The sequence below is a fragment of the Promicromonospora sp. AC04 genome (genome assembly GCF_003058225.1).
Lineage (GTDB): Bacteria > Actinomycetota > Actinomycetes > Actinomycetales > Cellulomonadaceae > Promicromonospora.
The window spans coordinates 1,007,652-1,024,572 of the sequence record NZ_QBUG01000001.1 but is presented as its reverse complement, the minus strand read 5'-3'; the positions used below and the strand labels follow the sequence as shown (position 1 = coordinate 1,024,572).

General features: G+C 71.2%; 12 protein-coding genes. 4 read left to right on the top strand and 8 right to left on the bottom strand.

From position 1 onward, the window contains the following. Positions 1-4 precede the first annotated feature (4 nt). From C8K30_RS04435 to C8K30_RS04420, 4 genes are read left to right on the top strand one after another with little or no spacing between them, the layout of a single operon-like run. On the top strand, positions 5-2,947 hold the full coding sequence (locus C8K30_RS04435) for a glycosyltransferase family 2 protein (protein ID WP_108491615.1): 2,943 nt from the start codon (positions 5-7) through the stop codon (positions 2,945-2,947). Further along, complete coding sequence (locus C8K30_RS04430; RefSeq protein WP_108491614.1) at positions 2,947-4,494, top strand: polysaccharide pyruvyl transferase family protein; 1,548 nt, start codon at positions 2,947-2,949, stop codon at positions 4,492-4,494. Before C8K30_RS04435 ends, C8K30_RS04430 begins: the two co-directional genes overlap by 1 nt. Position 4,495: 1 nt before the next feature. Continuing rightward, entirely contained in the window at positions 4,496-5,557 is a 1,062-nt protein-coding gene (locus C8K30_RS04425; protein WP_108491613.1) for a glycosyltransferase, read from the top strand. Beyond that, positions 5,554-6,981 carry a hypothetical protein gene (locus tag C8K30_RS04420; RefSeq protein WP_108491612.1) on the top strand — a complete coding sequence of 476 codons (1,428 nt, stop codon included), beginning with the start codon at positions 5,554-5,556 and terminating at the stop codon, positions 6,979-6,981. Before C8K30_RS04425 ends, C8K30_RS04420 begins: the two co-directional genes overlap by 4 nt. A 39-nt stretch (positions 6,982-7,020) precedes the next feature. Here the strand turns inward: C8K30_RS04420 and C8K30_RS04415 are convergent, their stop codons facing one another. Genes C8K30_RS04415 through C8K30_RS04380 form a run of 8 tightly spaced genes read right to left on the bottom strand, consistent with a single transcriptional unit; the run spans position 7,021 to position 16,799 of the window. After that, positions 7,021-8,175, bottom strand: a complete 1,155-nt coding sequence (locus C8K30_RS04415) for a hypothetical protein (RefSeq protein WP_108491611.1) — start codon at positions 8,173-8,175, stop codon at positions 7,021-7,023. Then, positions 8,144-8,821 (bottom strand): sulfotransferase, encoded by a 678-nt coding sequence (locus C8K30_RS04410; protein ID WP_158280929.1) that lies wholly within the window; start codon positions 8,819-8,821, stop codon positions 8,144-8,146. The genes C8K30_RS04415 and C8K30_RS04410 overlap by 32 nt, the downstream gene beginning before the upstream one ends. A 4-nt stretch (positions 8,822-8,825) precedes the next feature. Further along, positions 8,826-10,535: a DUF6270 domain-containing protein gene (locus C8K30_RS04405; protein ID WP_108491610.1), complete on the bottom strand. Its 1,710-nt coding sequence runs from the start codon at positions 10,533-10,535 to the stop codon at positions 8,826-8,828. Beyond that, the gene (gene wecB / locus C8K30_RS04400; protein ID WP_233256964.1) at positions 10,532-11,725 is read right to left on the bottom strand and encodes a non-hydrolyzing UDP-N-acetylglucosamine 2-epimerase; all 1,194 of its coding nucleotides are present in this window, start codon (positions 11,723-11,725) and stop codon (positions 10,532-10,534) included. The genes C8K30_RS04405 and wecB overlap by 4 nt, the downstream gene beginning before the upstream one ends. Then, positions 11,722-12,849: an ABC transporter ATP-binding protein gene (locus tag C8K30_RS04395; RefSeq protein ID WP_108491609.1), complete on the bottom strand. Its 1,128-nt coding sequence runs from the start codon at positions 12,847-12,849 to the stop codon at positions 11,722-11,724. Before C8K30_RS04395 ends, wecB begins: the two co-directional genes overlap by 4 nt. Next, positions 12,839-13,738, bottom strand: coding sequence for an ABC transporter permease (locus tag C8K30_RS04390; RefSeq protein ID WP_108491608.1), 900 nt, complete (start codon positions 13,736-13,738; stop codon positions 12,839-12,841). The genes C8K30_RS04395 and C8K30_RS04390 overlap by 11 nt, the downstream gene beginning before the upstream one ends. Then, entirely contained in the window at positions 13,735-15,489 is a 1,755-nt protein-coding gene (locus C8K30_RS04385) for a glycosyltransferase (protein ID WP_108491607.1), read from the bottom strand. The genes C8K30_RS04390 and C8K30_RS04385 overlap by 4 nt, the downstream gene beginning before the upstream one ends. Beyond that, a complete protein-coding gene (locus tag C8K30_RS04380) occupies positions 15,489-16,799 on the bottom strand; it encodes a glycosyltransferase family 4 protein (protein ID WP_233256963.1) in 1,311 nt (436 codons plus the stop codon). The genes C8K30_RS04385 and C8K30_RS04380 overlap by 1 nt, the downstream gene beginning before the upstream one ends. Positions 16,800-16,921: the final 122 nt, after the last annotated feature.

Here is a 16,921-nt window from a genome sequence, read left to right as displayed (position 1 = left end):
CTTGATGGGAGCTCCCGGAACACGGGACGAGCAGACACCGCTCTTGTCGGTGGTGGTGCCGGTCTACGGGGTGGAGAGGTACCTGGACGACTGCTTGAACAGCATCGTCGGTCAGGGCATCGCGCAGGAGATCATCGTCGTCATCGACGCGTCGCCGGACCGTTCGGCCGCCATCGCGCGGGAGTTCGAGGCCGCGTACGACGAGGTCCGCGTGGTGGAGAATCCCGTCAACGTAGGGCTGGGCGCCGCTCGCAACGTCGGCCTCGGCCACGCGCGGGGAGAGTACGTGACCTTCCCGGACAGCGACGACATCGTCGCGCCGGGGGCCTACGCGGCGCTGGTCGCCTCGCTCGAGCGGTCCGGCTCGGACTTCGCCACCGCCTACGCGGACGAGTTCGGCACGGCGTCGGGCCGGCAGCGGTACTGGACCACGCGGCCGGCGGTGTACGACACGGGCGCGGAAGGTGCGACCCTGGCCGACCTCCCGGAGCTGGTGTACGACCACACCGCCTGGACCAAGGTGTTCCGACGGGAGTTCCTGGTTCGCGAGGACATCCGGTGGCCGGAGGCCACCAAGTGCGAGGACGTCGTGCCGTCGATGCGCGCCTATGCGCGGGCGGCGGCCTTCGACGTCGTGCCCCGGTGCATGTACCTGTACCGCCGTCGGCCCGGATCCATCACCACCGGGCTGGCGTCGTCCCGGACCATCCTGGACTGGGCCGTCCAGGTCCGGGCCGCGCTCCGCGAGCTCAATAGCGTGGACGTCTCGGAAGCGGTCCAGTTCTTCGTGGAGAAGGTGATGCGGTACGAGGTCGCCTCGCGCATCAAGCCTCTCGGCGAGGCCGACAGCGAGACGCGGACCGTCGCGACGGAGTTCGTGGCGGAGCTGCTCGAGGCGAGCGACGCCGCGACCCTGCGCAGGGTGCCGTCGGCAACCCTGACTGCGGCGCTGGAGCTCCTGGCCGGCCCCGAGCAGGAGGCACGGCATGACGGGCTGCCGGTGGCGCTGCTCGAGGCGCTTCGCCTGACGGCCACCGATGCCGCCGTCGTCCGGCCCGCAGCCGAGCGGGTGACCGCGAGCTCCGCTCCCGCAGCGGAGAACGGGCCGATGGTCTCGGTGGTCATGCCCACGTTCGACGTGGACCCGTGGGTCGACGCGTGCATCCGCTCCGTGCTGGAGCAGACGATGGACGACCTCGAGCTGATCGTCGTCGACGACCACTCGACGGACGGCACGTGGGACAAGGTCCTCGCCTGGGCGCGCCGGGACACCCGGGTGGTACCGGTGCGCAACCCCGGCAGCGGAGGTGCGCAGGCCAGGAACGCGGGGCTCGAGCTTGCCGCCGGCAGGTACGTCATCTTCTGCGACGGCGACGACCTCGTCCCGCGGCACGCGTACCGCTCGCTCCTGGATCTCGCGGAGCGCAGCGGGGCCGATGTGACCGTGGGCGGCTTCCAGCGGGTGTGGACCTCGTCGACCTGGAGCGACCCCAGGATGTACGGGCTGGACCGCCGGCTCGAACGGACGACGCTCGACCTCAGCCCCCGCCTGATCCGGAACCGGACGTGCTGGAACAGGCTCATCCGCAGGGAGTTCTGGGCCGAGCACAGGCTGCACTTCCCGACCACGCCTCGCGGCAACGACATGCTCCCGATGACCGCCGCGATGCTGTTCGCGCGGAGCATCGCCGTGACGCCGGAGGTGGTCTATCACTACCGTGCGCGCCCTGGTGGCAGCTCGATGACCGCGCGGCTCGGCGATGTCCGGTCGCTGATCGGCTACTTCGTGCAGGAACGCCTCTGCGCGGTACTGGTGGCGGACGACGACAGGAGCGTGCTCGCGCGCGAGTACTGGCACGCGGCGCTCGGCTCCGACGCCTGGGCGACGCTCGGGAAGCTGATGCAGGACGGGTTGGACCATCTCGCCAAGGATGACCGTGCGGCCGTGTCGGACGCCGTCGCCGGGCTCGTCTCGCTCGCGCCGTTCGAGGCGCTGGAGCGGATCGGCGCGCGGCGCGCGCTGGTATTCCACCTGGCCGCGCACGGTCACCTCGACCTCGCGCGCATCGTCTGGGAACGCGAGGTCGGCAAGCGGCCTGCCGGTGCGTCGGCCTCCATCTCGGCGTCTGCCGAGGCCATCTCGACGGCCATGGTCGACGGGATCGACCGGCGCCTGGTCGGCAAGCTCTGGCGGGACGACGTCATGCGCCCGTTCATCGACGTGTCCCATGCCTGGGACGGCGAGCTCGCCGAGCGCCTGATGGTGTTCGCGAGCCGGGTCGATCAGGAGGTTCCGCTGCAGTCGACGGCCGCCCCGGCGACGAGGGAGGTACGCGTCGCGGAGGCGCTGCTGCACGGGGAGTCGAACGACGTCTGGCGCGAGGCCCACCGCAACCCGTACAGGTACCGGCCGAAGTTCGTCGCCACCGTCGCGGGGAGCCGGGGCCGCGTGCTGCACCTGAGGGGAAAGGGACCGGTTCGCCCAGGTGTGCGGGTGCTCCGGCTCGAGGCGCTCGGCTCCGAGGGCAAGCAGAGGGACGTGCACAGGCAGCGGCTCTTCGGCCGGGTCTCGGTGAACGAGACGGGATGGTCCGTCGACGCCGATCTCGCGGCCCTCGAGCCGGGGTACGACTGGCGGCTCCGGGTGGTCGTCGAGGACGCGTTCGGCGAGCTCGAGCTGCCGGTCCGCATCGAGTGGCCGGGTGGGACCTCGTCGCTGAGCGTGGTCCGGCCCATGCGGGTCGCGGGCGGGCCGGAGCTCGGGTTGCGCACGTTCGCCTCCGGGGCGGCACGTGTCGCCGCGGCGGCTCGCTGGCGCAGCGTCCGGGTCGGCCGGCGCGCCAAGAAGCTGCGGGTCTATCGCGCCGTCGAGTGGCGCATCCTGCGCGCCCGCAAGAACCGCAGGAAGGCTGCCCTGCTCAACGCGTCCCGGAAGGCCGGTGCCTGATGAACTATCTGACAGCAGACCCGAACGTCCATGCGGCAGGTGCTCTGGGGGGAGCCCGGGCCGTCACGCGGGTCGCGGGGGTACCGGTGGTGCACTGGAACCCGGTCCGGTCGGGCGCGCCGGTGGCGAACTTCGGTGACGTCCTGGGCCCGGCGATCGTGTCCCGCCTGGTCGGATCCGCCACACGTCAGGTCGCGCCCGACGGACCGGCACTCCTGTCGGTCGGATCGATCCTCCACCTCGCGCCGGAGCGATCCGTCGTGTGGGGGTCCGGGGTGAACGGCAAGATGTTGGCGGCGACCAGGGACATCCCGGACGAGGTGGCGTTCCGCGCCGTTCGGGGGCCGCTGACCCGGCGCTTCCTGTCCGGGCAGGGATTCGACGTGCCGGAGATCTATGGTGATCCGGTTCTCCTGCTGGCCGACGTCATGCCCGAGCTGCTCCGGGTGAGCCGTGCACCGTCGCGGGACGTGCTCTTCGTGCCCAACTTCAACGACAAGGGTGACGTCACCTCGGCGGACGGCGAGTACGAGCTGGACACGCTCGACCCGCAGGACCACGTGGACTCGGTGCTCCTGCAGATCGCTTCGAGCCGGTTCGTGATCAGCACGTCGCTGCACGCCGTCATCGTCGCGGAGGCGCTCGGGATCCCGGCACGCTTCGTGCGGTCCGCTCACGAGCACCCGTTCAAGTACCGCGACTACCTCGCCGGCACGGGCCGGGCGTTCGAGCCGATCGCCGAGACGGTCGAGGAAGCGCTGGTGCTGGGGGGCCAGCCCGGCCCCGAGTTCGACGCGGACGCGCTGCTCGACGCGTTCCCCTGGGAGCTGTGGTCGTGGGACGAAGCGCCCTTGGCGGCTCCGCCGCGCGCGGCCGTGAGCACTGATGACCGGGACCAGGTCTGGCTCGCCGCCATGGAGGACTCCAATGGCGAGGCGCTCCACCGCGTGCGGACCGAGTACGTGCGGCTCCTGCGGGCTTTCGCCGACGCCGCCTCCGCTGACGCCGCCATCAACGCCGCCGCCCCCATCGGCGCGGCCGAGCTGGCGGACAAGCGTCGGTGGCACTATGCCGAGGTCCCGGCGGAGTCGCTGCCGGCCGACCTCAGGAGCATCGACGCGGCGGTGCGCACGTCCGACGTCGCGCGGATCGAGGAGGCCGCACGGCGGGCCAGGGACGGGCTGCGCGCCGTTGCGTACGCCGCGGTGCCCCGTCCGCGTGGGACCGTGCTGAGCCTCGCGCTCCTGCTGGCCGACACGCAGACGCCCATCGGTGAGGTGCGGCTCACGAACGAGGCGCTCGGCGAGCAGGTCAGCGTGCAGCACCACGTGCTGCCCTCCGGGACCGCACAGCTCGACCTCGACGTCGTCCTGCCGTCCGCCTGGGGTGCGGTGGATGCCGCGCGGTGTCGGGTCTCGGTCCGGTACGACGACGGGACCGCCCAGACGACCGAGCTGGCGTGGTCCGACGGCCTGCCTCGGCTCGTGTCCGAACCGGCACCGGCAAGGCGGTCGATCTCTGTCGGCGCCCAGGAACAGGAGCGATGACGTGGCGCGGATCAGCGTGTTCCCCTACTGGACCACGAACCCCTACCTGAACATGCTCTACATGGAGGCTCGGGCGAGAGGCTGGCGCGTCGACGGGAAGTGGCGCTACCACGAGCTGCTGAACGAGCTCGCGGTGCTCGAGGCCGGCGACATCATGCACATCCACTGGACGAGCCCGGTCGCCGAGCACGTGAAGGACGCGGCGGAGCTCCGCTCGCGCATCGCGCGGCTCGACAGCGCGCTGGCCGGTGCCCGTTCTCGTGGCGTGAACGTCTTCTGGACCGTGCACAACACCATCTCCCACGACACGGACTACCACGCCGAGGAGGTCGAGCTCGCGAAGGTGCTCGGCCGCCGGTCGTCGCGGATCGTCGTCCTCAACACGCAGACCCCCCGCGTGGTGTCCGAGTACTACGGGCTCCCGGCCGAGAAGGTGCGCCATGTGCGGCACGCGAGCTACTGGGGCGTCTACGAGCCGTCGCCAGGGCGTCGAGCGGCGCGGAGCAGGATCGGCACCATCCCTCCCGGCGACCTGGTGGTCGGGATCGTGGGCGGGATCCGTCCGTACAAGGGCGTCGGAGACCTGCTGAGGGCGGCCGGCCGGCTCGCCGAACGCAATCCCCGGGTCTCGATGCTGCTGGCCGGTGGCACCACTCCGGAGGCGATGGCGGAGATCGAGGAGGCGATGCCGGGAAACGTCACGGTGCACCGGCGCCACGGACAGCTGACCGACGACGAGGTGGTCACCTGGGCCTCTGCCTGTGACCTGTTCGCGCTGCCGTACACGCGGATCCTGAACTCGGGGAGCATGCTCCTGGCCGCGACACTCGGCGTTCCCTGCGTGGTGCCTGGCGAACCGCACCTGCTCGCCGAGTACGGCGACGAGCAGTGGGTGGAGTTCTTCGACGTCGACGCCGCATCGCGGGTGGACGCGTTGGCCGAGGCCATCGAACGCGGCCTGGACCGGCGAGGCGGTGCCAGGGCACGGGCCGCCGAGCAGTTCGCGGCGTCCTACACGATGCACGACATGGCCGTGGACTTCGCGGAGCTGCTGCCGAGATGACCGCCGAAGATCGCAGGCCCGAGACCGCCGTGACCGAGGTCGGTGCACTGCCCCGCGGCACCACGCTGCTCCACATCGGCGCGCCCAAGACCGGTACGACGTCGCTCCAGCAGTCGGCGGCCGCCTCGCGCGGGCGGCTCCGCGAAGACGGTGTGATGTATCCGGGCCGGTACGAGAACCACCGCCGGTTCGCGAGGTCCCTGCTCGGGTACCGCAAGGAACCCTGGCTCGCGGAGCGCGCACCTGCCCACTGGGCGACGGGCATCCTGAAGCAGCTCGTGAACAACGAACGCGACTACGCCCTCGTGAGCAGCGAGGCATTCTCGACCGCCGGCGCTCGCGACATCGTGCCGGTCCGGGAGGCGTTCACGATGCCGACCCACGTCGTGCTGACCCTCCGGCCGCTGCCCGGGATGCTCCTGTCCATGTGGCAGCAGCGAGTCAAGAACGGAGAGTTCGGGTCCCTCGACGCGTGGCTGGACGATGCGTTCCGGGACCTGTCGATGCTGCACATGCCCGGCGGCGACGTCTTCGACGAGAGCGACGGCACGAACCTCGTGGGGCGGTGGGCGGACGCCTTCGGCCCGGAGAACATGACGGTGGTCGTGCTCGACCCCACGGACCGCGACCACATCTTCCGGGTCTTCGAGGACCTGCTCGGCCAGCGCCGCGGGACGCTGGAGCGGGTCAGCGCCAACTCGAGCATGAGCGCGGTCGAGACCGAGTTCTTCAGGCAGGCCGCGGAGCGGATCTTTCGGGAGACAGGGTCCCGAGCCCGGCGCGGACTCTTCCACGGCGGCGCGGTGAACGCCGTGATCGCGGAACGGCCGCGGCGGACGGACGAGCCCTCGCTTCGGGTACCGGAATGGGTTACCAGACGCGCGGCGACCGCCGCGAACCGGATCGCCGAACAGATCGAGTCCGCCGGCGTCCGCGTGGTCGGTGACCTCTCCGATCTCGCCGCGGCGGGACGGGTCGGCGACCCGGCGCCCTTCCCCGAGGAGGTGCCGAGCGACCTCGCCCTGGTCGCGGCTCGCGGCCTGGCGCGACGCGTCGTTCGGCTCCGCGGGGCAGGAGCGGAGGCCCCCACGACGCACGACGCACCGGTGGTGGACCCGCTGGCGAGCGAGACCGACGGCGTGGTCGCGCGCCTCGCGGCGGACGGAAGCACCGGAGACCACGGGCTGAGTGCGGCCGAGGTCGAGTTCCTCGTCGCCCTCGACGAGCACCTGACGGGCGCTGGAGGTCTTGACGACGCCGACGTGCGCCGGCTGCGCTCGTCGGCCGTCCGGCGGATTCTCGGCGCGCGGGCCGCCGGCGCCGTTCCCGTGACGGCTCGGACCGGCCGGTCGGACCGGATCCCGAGCGAGCTCGCTCTGCAAGCCGTCATCGGCGTCTACGAGGGCGCGCAAGAGCTGTGCTGACCCGAGGGGCCGACCGGACGCGCGGTCGGTCCCCTCAGGTCACTGGCGCGACTGGTGCGTATCCGGTTGTGCCAGCGGCTTCGTGTGGTCCGCGTTCCAGCCGGTCGCACGTGCGAACATGCCGAGCAGTGCCTCGACCGCGAAGTCGAAGGGGACGACGTCGGGGGCCGCGAGCGACTCGTCGTCGGCGGTGGGTACCGGACGCTCCAGCTCCGCCAGGTCTCCGACAACCCGTACACCCGTCGAGCGCACGCTGTCGGCCAGGATTCTCCCTGCCTCGACGCAGGACTGGGCAGCCCAGCCAGGGATTCTCAGCCTGCCCTCGGACTCTGCCGGTTCGCGGCTGGACAGCAGGCGGTTGACGACGCCGTTGTGCACGAGGTTCCGATGTTCGGGCGGTGCGGCACGCCACTCGCCGACGATCTGCTCGTTGAGCCGGTGGACGAGAGCCGCCTCCGCCGCGGACATGCCGCGGTTCGCTCCGGCTCCGACCGGGGGCTCCGACCGCAGCATCCCGTCGGGGAGGCCGAGCATGGACTCGAAGGTGTCGAACAGGCGCGTGGGTCGTGCCTTGTCGAGCACGATGACGGTGATGTTCTCGGGGCCGACCGCGGCGGACCACCGTTCGAGAAGGCCGTAGCCGTCACGCCGGTGAAAGGCGCCGGAGGCCTCCACGGTGGCCGGATCCTTGAGCACCCGCCGGAGGTACGTGTCCAGCGACTCGGTATTTCCGCGTTTGAGACTCTCCTGCCAGTAGGACGGCACGAAGGTACCGAAGTTACGCAGGACCAGCGTGACATGTACCGGAATGCGCCCGCCGTCGCCGAGCGCGTCGACCGTTCGATGCGCCCCGTCCAGGTTCGTCGTACAGATCATCTCGAACGAGATGAGCCCACGCCTGGACTCGTGCCGGTCGAGCTCCCGCTTGAGGTTGAGCCACCACAGTTCTTGTGGCGTCGGATCGGGCAGGTATCCGACCTTCAGCCCGGCGAGCCATGAGGTTCCCTTGTGGTGGTTCTCGCCCTTTCCCGGGTAGATGACGCCCTCTTCGCGGAGCCGCTTCTTGAGCCGCGAAGCCGCATGTTGCAGCGCTGTCGAGCCGGTCTTCGGGAGGCCGATGTGCAGCAGCCGAGCACCGGCCGGGACGGGCTCGACCTCAGTATCAGTAGGAGTGCTTGCGGGTGAAGACGTCATTCACGCTGTCCTTGTCGAACGGCTCGCCGAGCCACTCGAAGAGCCCCTCGAGCGTGCCAGGGTCGGCGACATAGTCGTTGTAGTGAACGCGGTAGGTGCGATCGGGGTAGGCGGCCTCGAGCTCGGAGAACTGAGCTTCAGCCCGGTCAAGGATCGCGGGTCCGTTCTCGCGGCCCTTCCACCACTTGCTCGCGAGCACGTCGGCGTGGTCACGGGTATTGACGACGAACCGCGCTCGAGGAAAGAGGCGGATCAGGAATTCGGCGTAGGTCCGCCAGTTGGAGTGAACCCACCGGATCTCCTTGAAACCCGTCACGCGGGTTCCCGCCGGGGGCTGCAGCAGAGACGCCAGGACGAGTGACCGCAACAGCGCGAGAGTCGTCTCGTCCGAGAACTGATGAATCCCGAACCACGGGTGCGACGGTGTGTCCGGAACCTTTTTCTTCGGATCGGTGTGCTCGCGATGCGCCTTGTCGAGCGTGTTGAAGTACGCGAACAGGCTGTACAGGGAATCGCCGTTCTCGCCGCGGATCACGTAGCCGGGGATCGAGTTGAGGACCCCCTGGAGCAGGGTCGAACCGGATCGCCCGTACGTGACGATGAAGATGCAACCGAGAGGGTCGCGCGCGGCGGCTGAGTCGTACAAGGGTCTACTTTCCTTCGGCGGTGTATTGCTTGACGAGATGACCGACGTTGTGCCATTTCGGCAGCTTGCGGCCGAGTATTTCCTCCATGAATCGGATGTCGTCCGCGTAGAGCGCGTGGAGCGCCGCGATCTCCTGAGCGGTGATGGGGCTCTGCTTCTTGAACTGCGGGAGCCAGCCCACGTTGCCGATCTTGACCTTGGGCTTGAGAGACCCCCAGAACTCCGGTGCGTCAGCGACACGCAGGGCGCCGAGTGCCTCCTGCAGGTACTTGCGCGGACGTTCGACAAGGTCGTCGAAGACGAGCAGGTGCAGGCGTTCCGGGCCGAGCGTGCGGGCCCAGTCCTCGTAGTGCCGTCGGTAGAAACCGCGGTCGACGATTCCCAGCCGGGCCGGGGTCTGGAAGATTCCGGCGCCCAGCTCGATGTCGGCGTTCGAGAAGTGTCGCCAGTAGGCCGAGATCGCGCGTTCGACGGGGTTGCGCAGGCTGAGCAGGACCGGTGCGCTCGGATCCAGCATGTCCCGGATCGCAGCAGCCGTGCCCTGCTTCCGTGGCGTCGAGAACTTGCTCTTCGGGTCGGCGACCCAGAAGTATCCCGGTGAGCGGTGGCCCAGCAGCGGCTTCTTGCCGTTCGCGAAGGGCTTGAGGAACTTGAGGATCTCGTCCTCCTTGGTGAGCCGTCCGGGCTGGCTGAAGAACGGGGTGGAGTCCTTGGCCACATGGAGCTGCGGATGGCGGTTGAGCTGGTGCTGCAGCCACTGGGTCCCACCGCGCTGCGTACCCGCGATCAGGAAGTTCGGGCCGCCCTCGAGCCGGCGGAGCGGCTGGCCCGGCGCCTGCTGGCTCGGCGCCTGGGCCTGCTGGCCGGTCCCGCCCGGCGCCCGGCGCTCGTGCACCGACACGCGCGTCGCGCGCGTCGGCGCGCTCGGGACCGAGGCCTGCGCCCCCGACGGCGCTTGAGCTCCCGGCCCCCACACCTCCCGGCCCTCGATCCCGGTCAGCCGGCGCACCACGTCCAGGTACACCTTCTCGGCGTAGTGGAACGGCGCCTCGCCCCAAGGGTGGTGCGGCCCGGACAGGACCTCGGCGGGGTCCAGCGAGATCACGTGGGCACCGAGAGCCTGCGCCGCGACCTCGACGTAGGACCGCAGGACGGGGTTCGCGTCCGCCGCGCTCACCCCGAACGAGTCCGGCGTCGGCCCGCCGTTCTCGGACCGTTCCGCCCACGGGATGTCGAGGAGCGCGACGGTGACCTGCGGCAGCGTCTTGCGGATGGCGTCGCCCAGCGCCCGGACGGCCCCGGACCAGTACTCGTAGTGCTGCTGTGTGCCGAACGCCAGGTGGTGGGAGCCCTGCGGCAGCAAACGCTCCGCACCGGACTCGATGAGCTCGACGGACCGGGTCACCACGGTGCCGTCCGGCAGCAGGTAGGCGCCGAGCCGCTCGTCGGTCAGGTCGATCAGCAGCACATCGATCTCGCCCGCGCGCTGCACGAACGACGGCCGCAGGCTCGACCGGAAGTCGCCGGTGATCATCCGCTGCTGGAATGCAGACTCGAGCGTCGGCGGAGCCATCGCCTCGACGGGATGGGTGGTCGCACTGAGGATCGACTGCCGTGCCACGTACTCGACGAGCTGGAACAGGTCGGGGTCGAGGTGCTCGAACGTGTCCCGTGACACGCACGAACCGTAGATGAAGACCCTGGTCTTGCTCATACTCCACCCTCTGCTGTAGCGGCCGTGAATTCTTCGTCCAGGTCAAGGTCCGGCAGCGTGTCGGGCAGCGCGGGTGCGAGCATGCGCGCCGTCGCGTCCAGCACGCGGCCGGCGCTGCGCCCGTCGCCGTACGGGTTGACCGCCTGCGCCATGGCCGCGTAGGCGGCGTCGTTCGTCAGCAGGCGGTGCACCTCGGCCACTATGCGTTCCTCGGCGGTGCCGATCAGCCGGGCGGTGCCGGCCTCGACCGCCTCGGGCCGCTCCGTGTTGTCGCGCATCACCAGGACCGGTTTGCCGAGGCTCGGCGCCTCCTCCTGGAGCCCTCCGGAGTCCGTGAGCACCATTGTCGACACCGAGAGCAGGTGCGTGAACTCGCCGTAACCGAGCGGCTCGGTCACCGTCACGTTCGGCAGTCCGTCGAGGTGCGGCAGCACGGCGTCGCGCACCACCGGGTTGCGGTGCACCGGCAGCACGATCTCCACGTCGGGGAACCGCTCGGCGATCCGCGCCAGGGCGCGGCCGACGCCCTCCATCGCAGCTCCCCAGTTCTCCCGGCGGTGCGTGGTCACCAGCACGATCCGGCGTCCCGACGCCGCGACGCGCTCGACGGCCGGGTCCGTGAACGCCGTCCGGTGCTCGACGGCGAGGTGCAGCGCGTCGATGACCGTGTTGCCGGTCACGACGATGTTCTCGAGCTGGACCCCTTCGGCCACGAGGTTGGCCAGGCTCCGCAGGGTCGGCGCGAGGTGCAGGGCGGCGATCTGGGAGGTGATCTTCCGGTTCGCCTCCTCCGGGAACGGCGATGCGATGTCGCCGCTGCGCAGGCCCGCCTCCAGGTGGACCACCGGGATCTGCCGGTAGAACGCGGCGAGCGCGGCGGCCGTCGACGTCGATGTGTCGCCCTGCACGATGACGGCGTCGGGCCGGCGGGCCTCCAGGATCGGGTCGAGCCGGGACATGACGCGCGCGAAGATCTGCCCGAGCGTCTGACCGTGGCTCATGACGTCCAGGTCGTGGTCGGGCACTATGCCGAAGACGTCGTTGACCTGGTCGAGCATCTCCCGGTGCTGGCCGGTGACGACGGTCAGCGAGTCGAACCGGTCGTCGGCCTCGAGCGCCGTGATGACGGGGGCGACCTTGATGGCTTCGGGACGGGTCCCGTAGATCGTCATGACGAGGGGGCGGGTCATGGGCCGTCCGTCCCGGCCAGCCGGGCGGCGGTGCGCGCGGCCGCTGCCCTGGCCTGCTTGGCGTCGCGACCCGTGGGCCGGGCGTGCCGCTCGCGCACGCGTCCCTTGGGCGGCTCGGGGGCGTCGAACCGCACCTCGGTCTCCCGCCGTTCGGCGAACGCGTCCTCGAGGACCCGCTTGGCCTCTTCGGGCTTGTCCTTCGCGTGGGCCCAAGCCCACTTGCGGTAGCGGACGGCGACGTCCTGCGCCTCGCCGTCGAGCACCAGGCGGCCGTGGTGCAGCCAGATGGCGCGCGTGCACGACTCCTCGATGGTCTGCGCCGCGTGGCTGACCAGGAACACCGTGCCCGCCTGCTCCCGCAGCTTCTGCATGCGGGCCTCGCTGCGCTCCTTGAACGCGGCGTCGCCGGTGGCCAGGGCCTCGTCGATGAGCAGGATGTGCGGACGCGCCGCCGTCGCGATGGCGAAGCGCAGGCGCGCCGCCATGCCGGAGGAGTAGGTGCGCATGGGCAGGTAGATCGACTTGCCCAGGCCGGCCAGCTCGATGACGTCGGGCATGGCGGCCTTCGCCTCAGCGGGGGACAGGCCCATGGCCAGGCAGCCGAGGCGCACGTTCTCCTCGCCGGGCAGGTCGGGGACCAGGGCGGCGTTCACGCCGATGAGCACGGGCGTGCTCTCGGCCAGCACCTGACCCTTGGTGGGCTTCTCCAGGCCGGCGATGATCCGCAGGAGGGTGCTCTTGCCGGAGCCGTTCTGGCCCACCAGGCCGATCTGCTCGCCGGAGTTCGCGACGAACGAGATGTCCGTCAGGGCGCGCACCGTCACCTTGGGCTCCTGGCCCATGGCGTTGAGCACCGCGCGCTTCAGCTTGGCGCGGCGACCGTGGGTCGTGTCCGTCGACGGGGTCCGGTAGAACATGCGCAGGCCCTGCACCGCCACCGTGGGCCACAGCACGGGGGTGCCCCCCGACCGCTGCCCGACGGCGGCGATCTGGCCGGTGTGCGGCGGGGCCTGTACCGACATCGGTATCGCCCCCGTGAGCGGGTGCTGGACCGGCACCGGGATCGAAGCGGGGCCGTTCTGGCGGAGCGGCGGCGGCATCGGGTAGTCGAGGTCAGCGGCCATAGGTCTCCTCCGCCCGCCAGAAGGTGACGAACCCGACCACCAGCGTGCCGACGGCCCAGCCGCCGAGCCATACCCAGCGCATCGGGTCGGGCGTGGTGGCGTACAGGACGCAGTCCCGCACGATGTCCAGCACGATGAACATCGGGTTCGCCTCGAGCCACACCTTCAGGTCGGGGTTGTCGACCAGCAGGCGGTCGAACGAGAAGAACACCGCCGACCCGTACAGCCAGATGCGCATCACCATGCCGATGAGGTTCTGGATGTCCGGCAGCGCCGCCGCCCACCGGGCCACCAGGAGCGACAGCCCCGTGGTGAACATGACCTGGAGCGCCAGAGCGGCGGCCACCAGCGCGATGCGCCAGGTGTACTCCTCGGCCGGGGGCACGAAGTAGATCAGCGCGGCCAGGGTCACCAGCGTGGGACCAAGGTTGAGCACGTTGCGCAGCACCACGGAGATCGGCAGCGCCGCGCGCGGGAACGTGAAGGCCCGGATCAGGTTCTTGCCGGACTGCACGGAGCGCGCACCACCGTTGATCGACTGGGTGGTGAACTGGAACAGGAACACGCCGATCAGCAGGTACCCGATGAAGTTGTCGATGCCCCGCGCGTTCTTCATCAGCAGGCCGAAGATCAGGTAGTACGCGAGCCCGTTGAGCAGCGGGTTCAGCACCATCCACGCGTTGCCCAGCAGACTCTGCCGGGTCCCGCTCGTGACCTTCGCCCGCGCGTCGGCCCACAGGAAGTGCCGGCGCGCCCACAGCAGCCGCACGTACTGCCCCAGCGGGGGCCGCGCCCCCACTCGGGACAGGTTGCCGAGCGTCACCAGCTTCGTGGTCGTCGGTGACGCCTCGAACAGCGCCGTGTACGACCCGGTCTCGGGTCCGCTCATGCCGCCACCCCCAGGCACCCCCGGTAGACGCCCAGATACGTCTCCGCGTTTCTCACCCATGTCCTCTCAGCGGCCACCTTGCGGCCCAGCTCGACCAGCTCGGCACGCCGTCCGGCGTCGTCCAGGAGAGAGCCGACGGTCTCGGCCCAGCCCTCCATGTCGTCGGCATCGACGTGCCGCCCCGCGCCGCCCACTGCCTCGACGAGCGCGGGCAGCGCGCTCGCGACCACCGGGCGCCCCACGGCCATGGCCTCGACGGGTTTGAGCGGCGTCACCAGGCGGGTGACCTGGTGGTCACGCCGGGGCACCAGCACGACGTCGAGCGCGGCCAGCCAGGTCAGTGCGGCGCCGGGCGGCACCCGCCCGGGGAGCAGCACGTGGTCGGCCACGCCCAGCTCGCGTGCGAGGCGCGCCAGCCCGGGCCGCGAGACGCCGTCGCCCACCAGGAGACCCGTCACGTCGTGGCCGCGGGCGCGGAGCGTGGCGACCGTGCGGACCACGGTCTCCAGGCCCTCGTAGTCGACCAGGCTGCTCACCGTCCCGATCGCGGGTCCCGCCGGCAGCCCCAGCGTGGCGCGCGCCGCCTCCGGCGTCGGGTGCTGGGCGGTGAGCAGGGCGTCCGGCACGGCGTTCGACACCACAGTGATGTGGTCCGCGGGCACGCCGCGGCTGACGAGCTCGTCGCGCATGGTCCCGCTGAGCGTCACCACGGCGTCGGCGGTGAGCGCGAGCTCGGTCTCCTTCGCGCGCATCAGCGCCCGCCGGCCGGACGCCGCCGCCCGGTCGCGCGCCGCCGTCGTGCCGTGTGCGGCCACCCAGGTCTCCTCGGGCAGGCCGCGGACCTCGTAGACCCACGGGATCCCGAGCTGCCGCGCCGCCGCGCGGGCCAGCGTCCCGACGGCCGACGGCGTAGTGGTGTGCAGCACGTCCGCCCTCGCCTGCCGGGCGGCCTCGACCAGCAGGTCGGTCTCCTGGGTGGCGCGGAGCGCGGGGTCGGACAACGCGCGGCCCGGGATCAGCCGGCGGTAGGGGACGCCGTCCACGACGTCTGTCCCGCGCGCGGCGAGCGACCCGATGGTCAGGGGGTAGCCGGGGCGCGTCGTCGCCGACGCGGCGAGCCCGTGGGCGCGCTGCGCCACCAGGATCGCGTGCGAGCGCAGCGTGTAGCCGCTCTGCGTGTGGGGCAACGAGTTGGTGAGGTGGTGCAGGACGGTGACGGCCCGCCCGCGGTCCGCGCCGGTCCGCGCCCCGACGGCGTCGCCGGATGCGGCGCCAGGACGAGGTTCAGGTGCCGCGCGCTGTGGCTCGGGCCGCAGCTCGGAGACCTGGGTGCGCAGCCCGGCCGGGGCGTCCGGCCCGATCGAGTCGACGTCGCCCAGCAGCCAGGCGGCACGGTAGCGCGCGGGACCGGCCCCATCGACGCCGTCGACCAGCTCGGGGCGGCCCACCGCCACCGCGACTTCCGCCGCGACCCGCAGGCCACGGCCGTCGCGCCGGGCCAGCAGCCGCTCCGCCTCGTCCGCGGCACCCGCGGGGTCGCCCGCCAGCATCCGGCCGAGCGCGTGCGGGGCGGACGGCGTCGGCGCGGCGCCGAGGGCCCGCACGAGCGGCCGGCGCAGCCGTTCGGGCGCGCGCCGGGCGGCCTGGACGGCAAGCCACAGGGGGTCTTCCACGAGCGTCCGGGCCACGAAGGACGTGGTGTAGCGGAGGTTGCGCGTGAGCTCGCCCGCGCGCTGCGTCGGTAGTGCCATCAGTACCGCGACCCCTGATCGGTGCCCGCACGGAACAGCGGGTGCGGGAGCAGCTCGTCGAGCAGCTCGGTGTACCGGTGGCCCAGCACCGCGTCGCTCGCGTGCTCCGCCACCCAGGCGGCGGCGTCGGGCGATGCGGCGGGCACGACGCCGTCGGCCAGCCAGCCGCACCACAGGTCGGCCAGACCCTCGACGTCGCCGGGGCGCACGACGGCGCCCGCGCCGTTCGTGGTGACCAGGTCGGCCGCCTCGCCCGCTAGGCACGCGGAGGCGACGACGCCGGAGGCCATGACCTCGTACAGCTTGGACGGGACCGTCCACTCGAACGGTTCCCAGTCCTGCAGGGAGACGACGGCGGTGTCGGCCCACGCGTACAGGTCGCGCACCTGGGTCGACGGCACGGAAGGCTCCACCCGGACCGGCGCGCCGAGCTCGGCCGCCAGGAGCTGCAGCGGTTCCAGCTCCTTGCCGTGTCCCACTATGCGCACGTCCAGCGCGTACCCGCGCTCCTGGACCAGGGCGGCGGCGCGCACCACGACGTCCAGGCCCTGCGACCGCCCGACAGTGCCCGCGTAGACGGCGCGCAGCGGACGGCCCGCCAGGGACACGGGCGCGTGCTCGCGGACCGGCGTGAACGTGGTCCCGTTGCGCACCACCGCGACGTTGCGGACACCGCGCGACCGGAGCACCTCGGCGAACGCGGCAGTGGTGGTGACCACGAGGTCCGCCCTGGACTGCAGCCGGGTGACTGCGCGATGCACCACACGGGCCGCGAGGTCGCGCAGGCGGCGGCGCAGGCCACCGGGCCGGTCCCGGCGCAGCAGGATGCCGCTGGGCTGGATGAGGTCGGGCCAGGCGTCGCGCATCTCCACGACCAGCCGGGCCCGGTGCCAGCGGGCGAGCGCCCAGCCGGCGGCGACGCTCGGGATGCCGGGAACCGTCGCGATGACGACTGCCGGCCGGCCGACCGCTGGCCCCACGCCGCGTAGCACCGAGCTGACCGCGGCGACCAGCTGGTCGGCGATACGCGAGCCGAGCCCATGAGAATGTTCGCGGAAATTCACCCGGACGATCTTTTCGCCGTGGCTTCCTGTCGTCACTGAGCCGGGCGCGAGATCGGGTGAAGAGTCGGTGAATTTTCCCGAGGGATAGTGTGGCGGGGGCGCCAGGACAATTACCGGATATCCGACCGGAATGAGGTAGTTTGCGAGGGCGCTCCAGCGCCTCTGTGGTGCCCCCGTCTCGGGCGCAAAATGGTGTGTGACAAGGAGAATCGCGCGGTTTTGCTGGCGTCTCGCATGGGCGATCACTGCGACTCTCCTCTTTGTCTGGCGGCTCGTCAGGGTCCACCGTCTCGTCGGCCCTGAGGGCTGTCTCCGGTTGCGGTGCAGGGCACAGAGTAGTAGAAGACTTTTGCGTCGGAATCGCCACT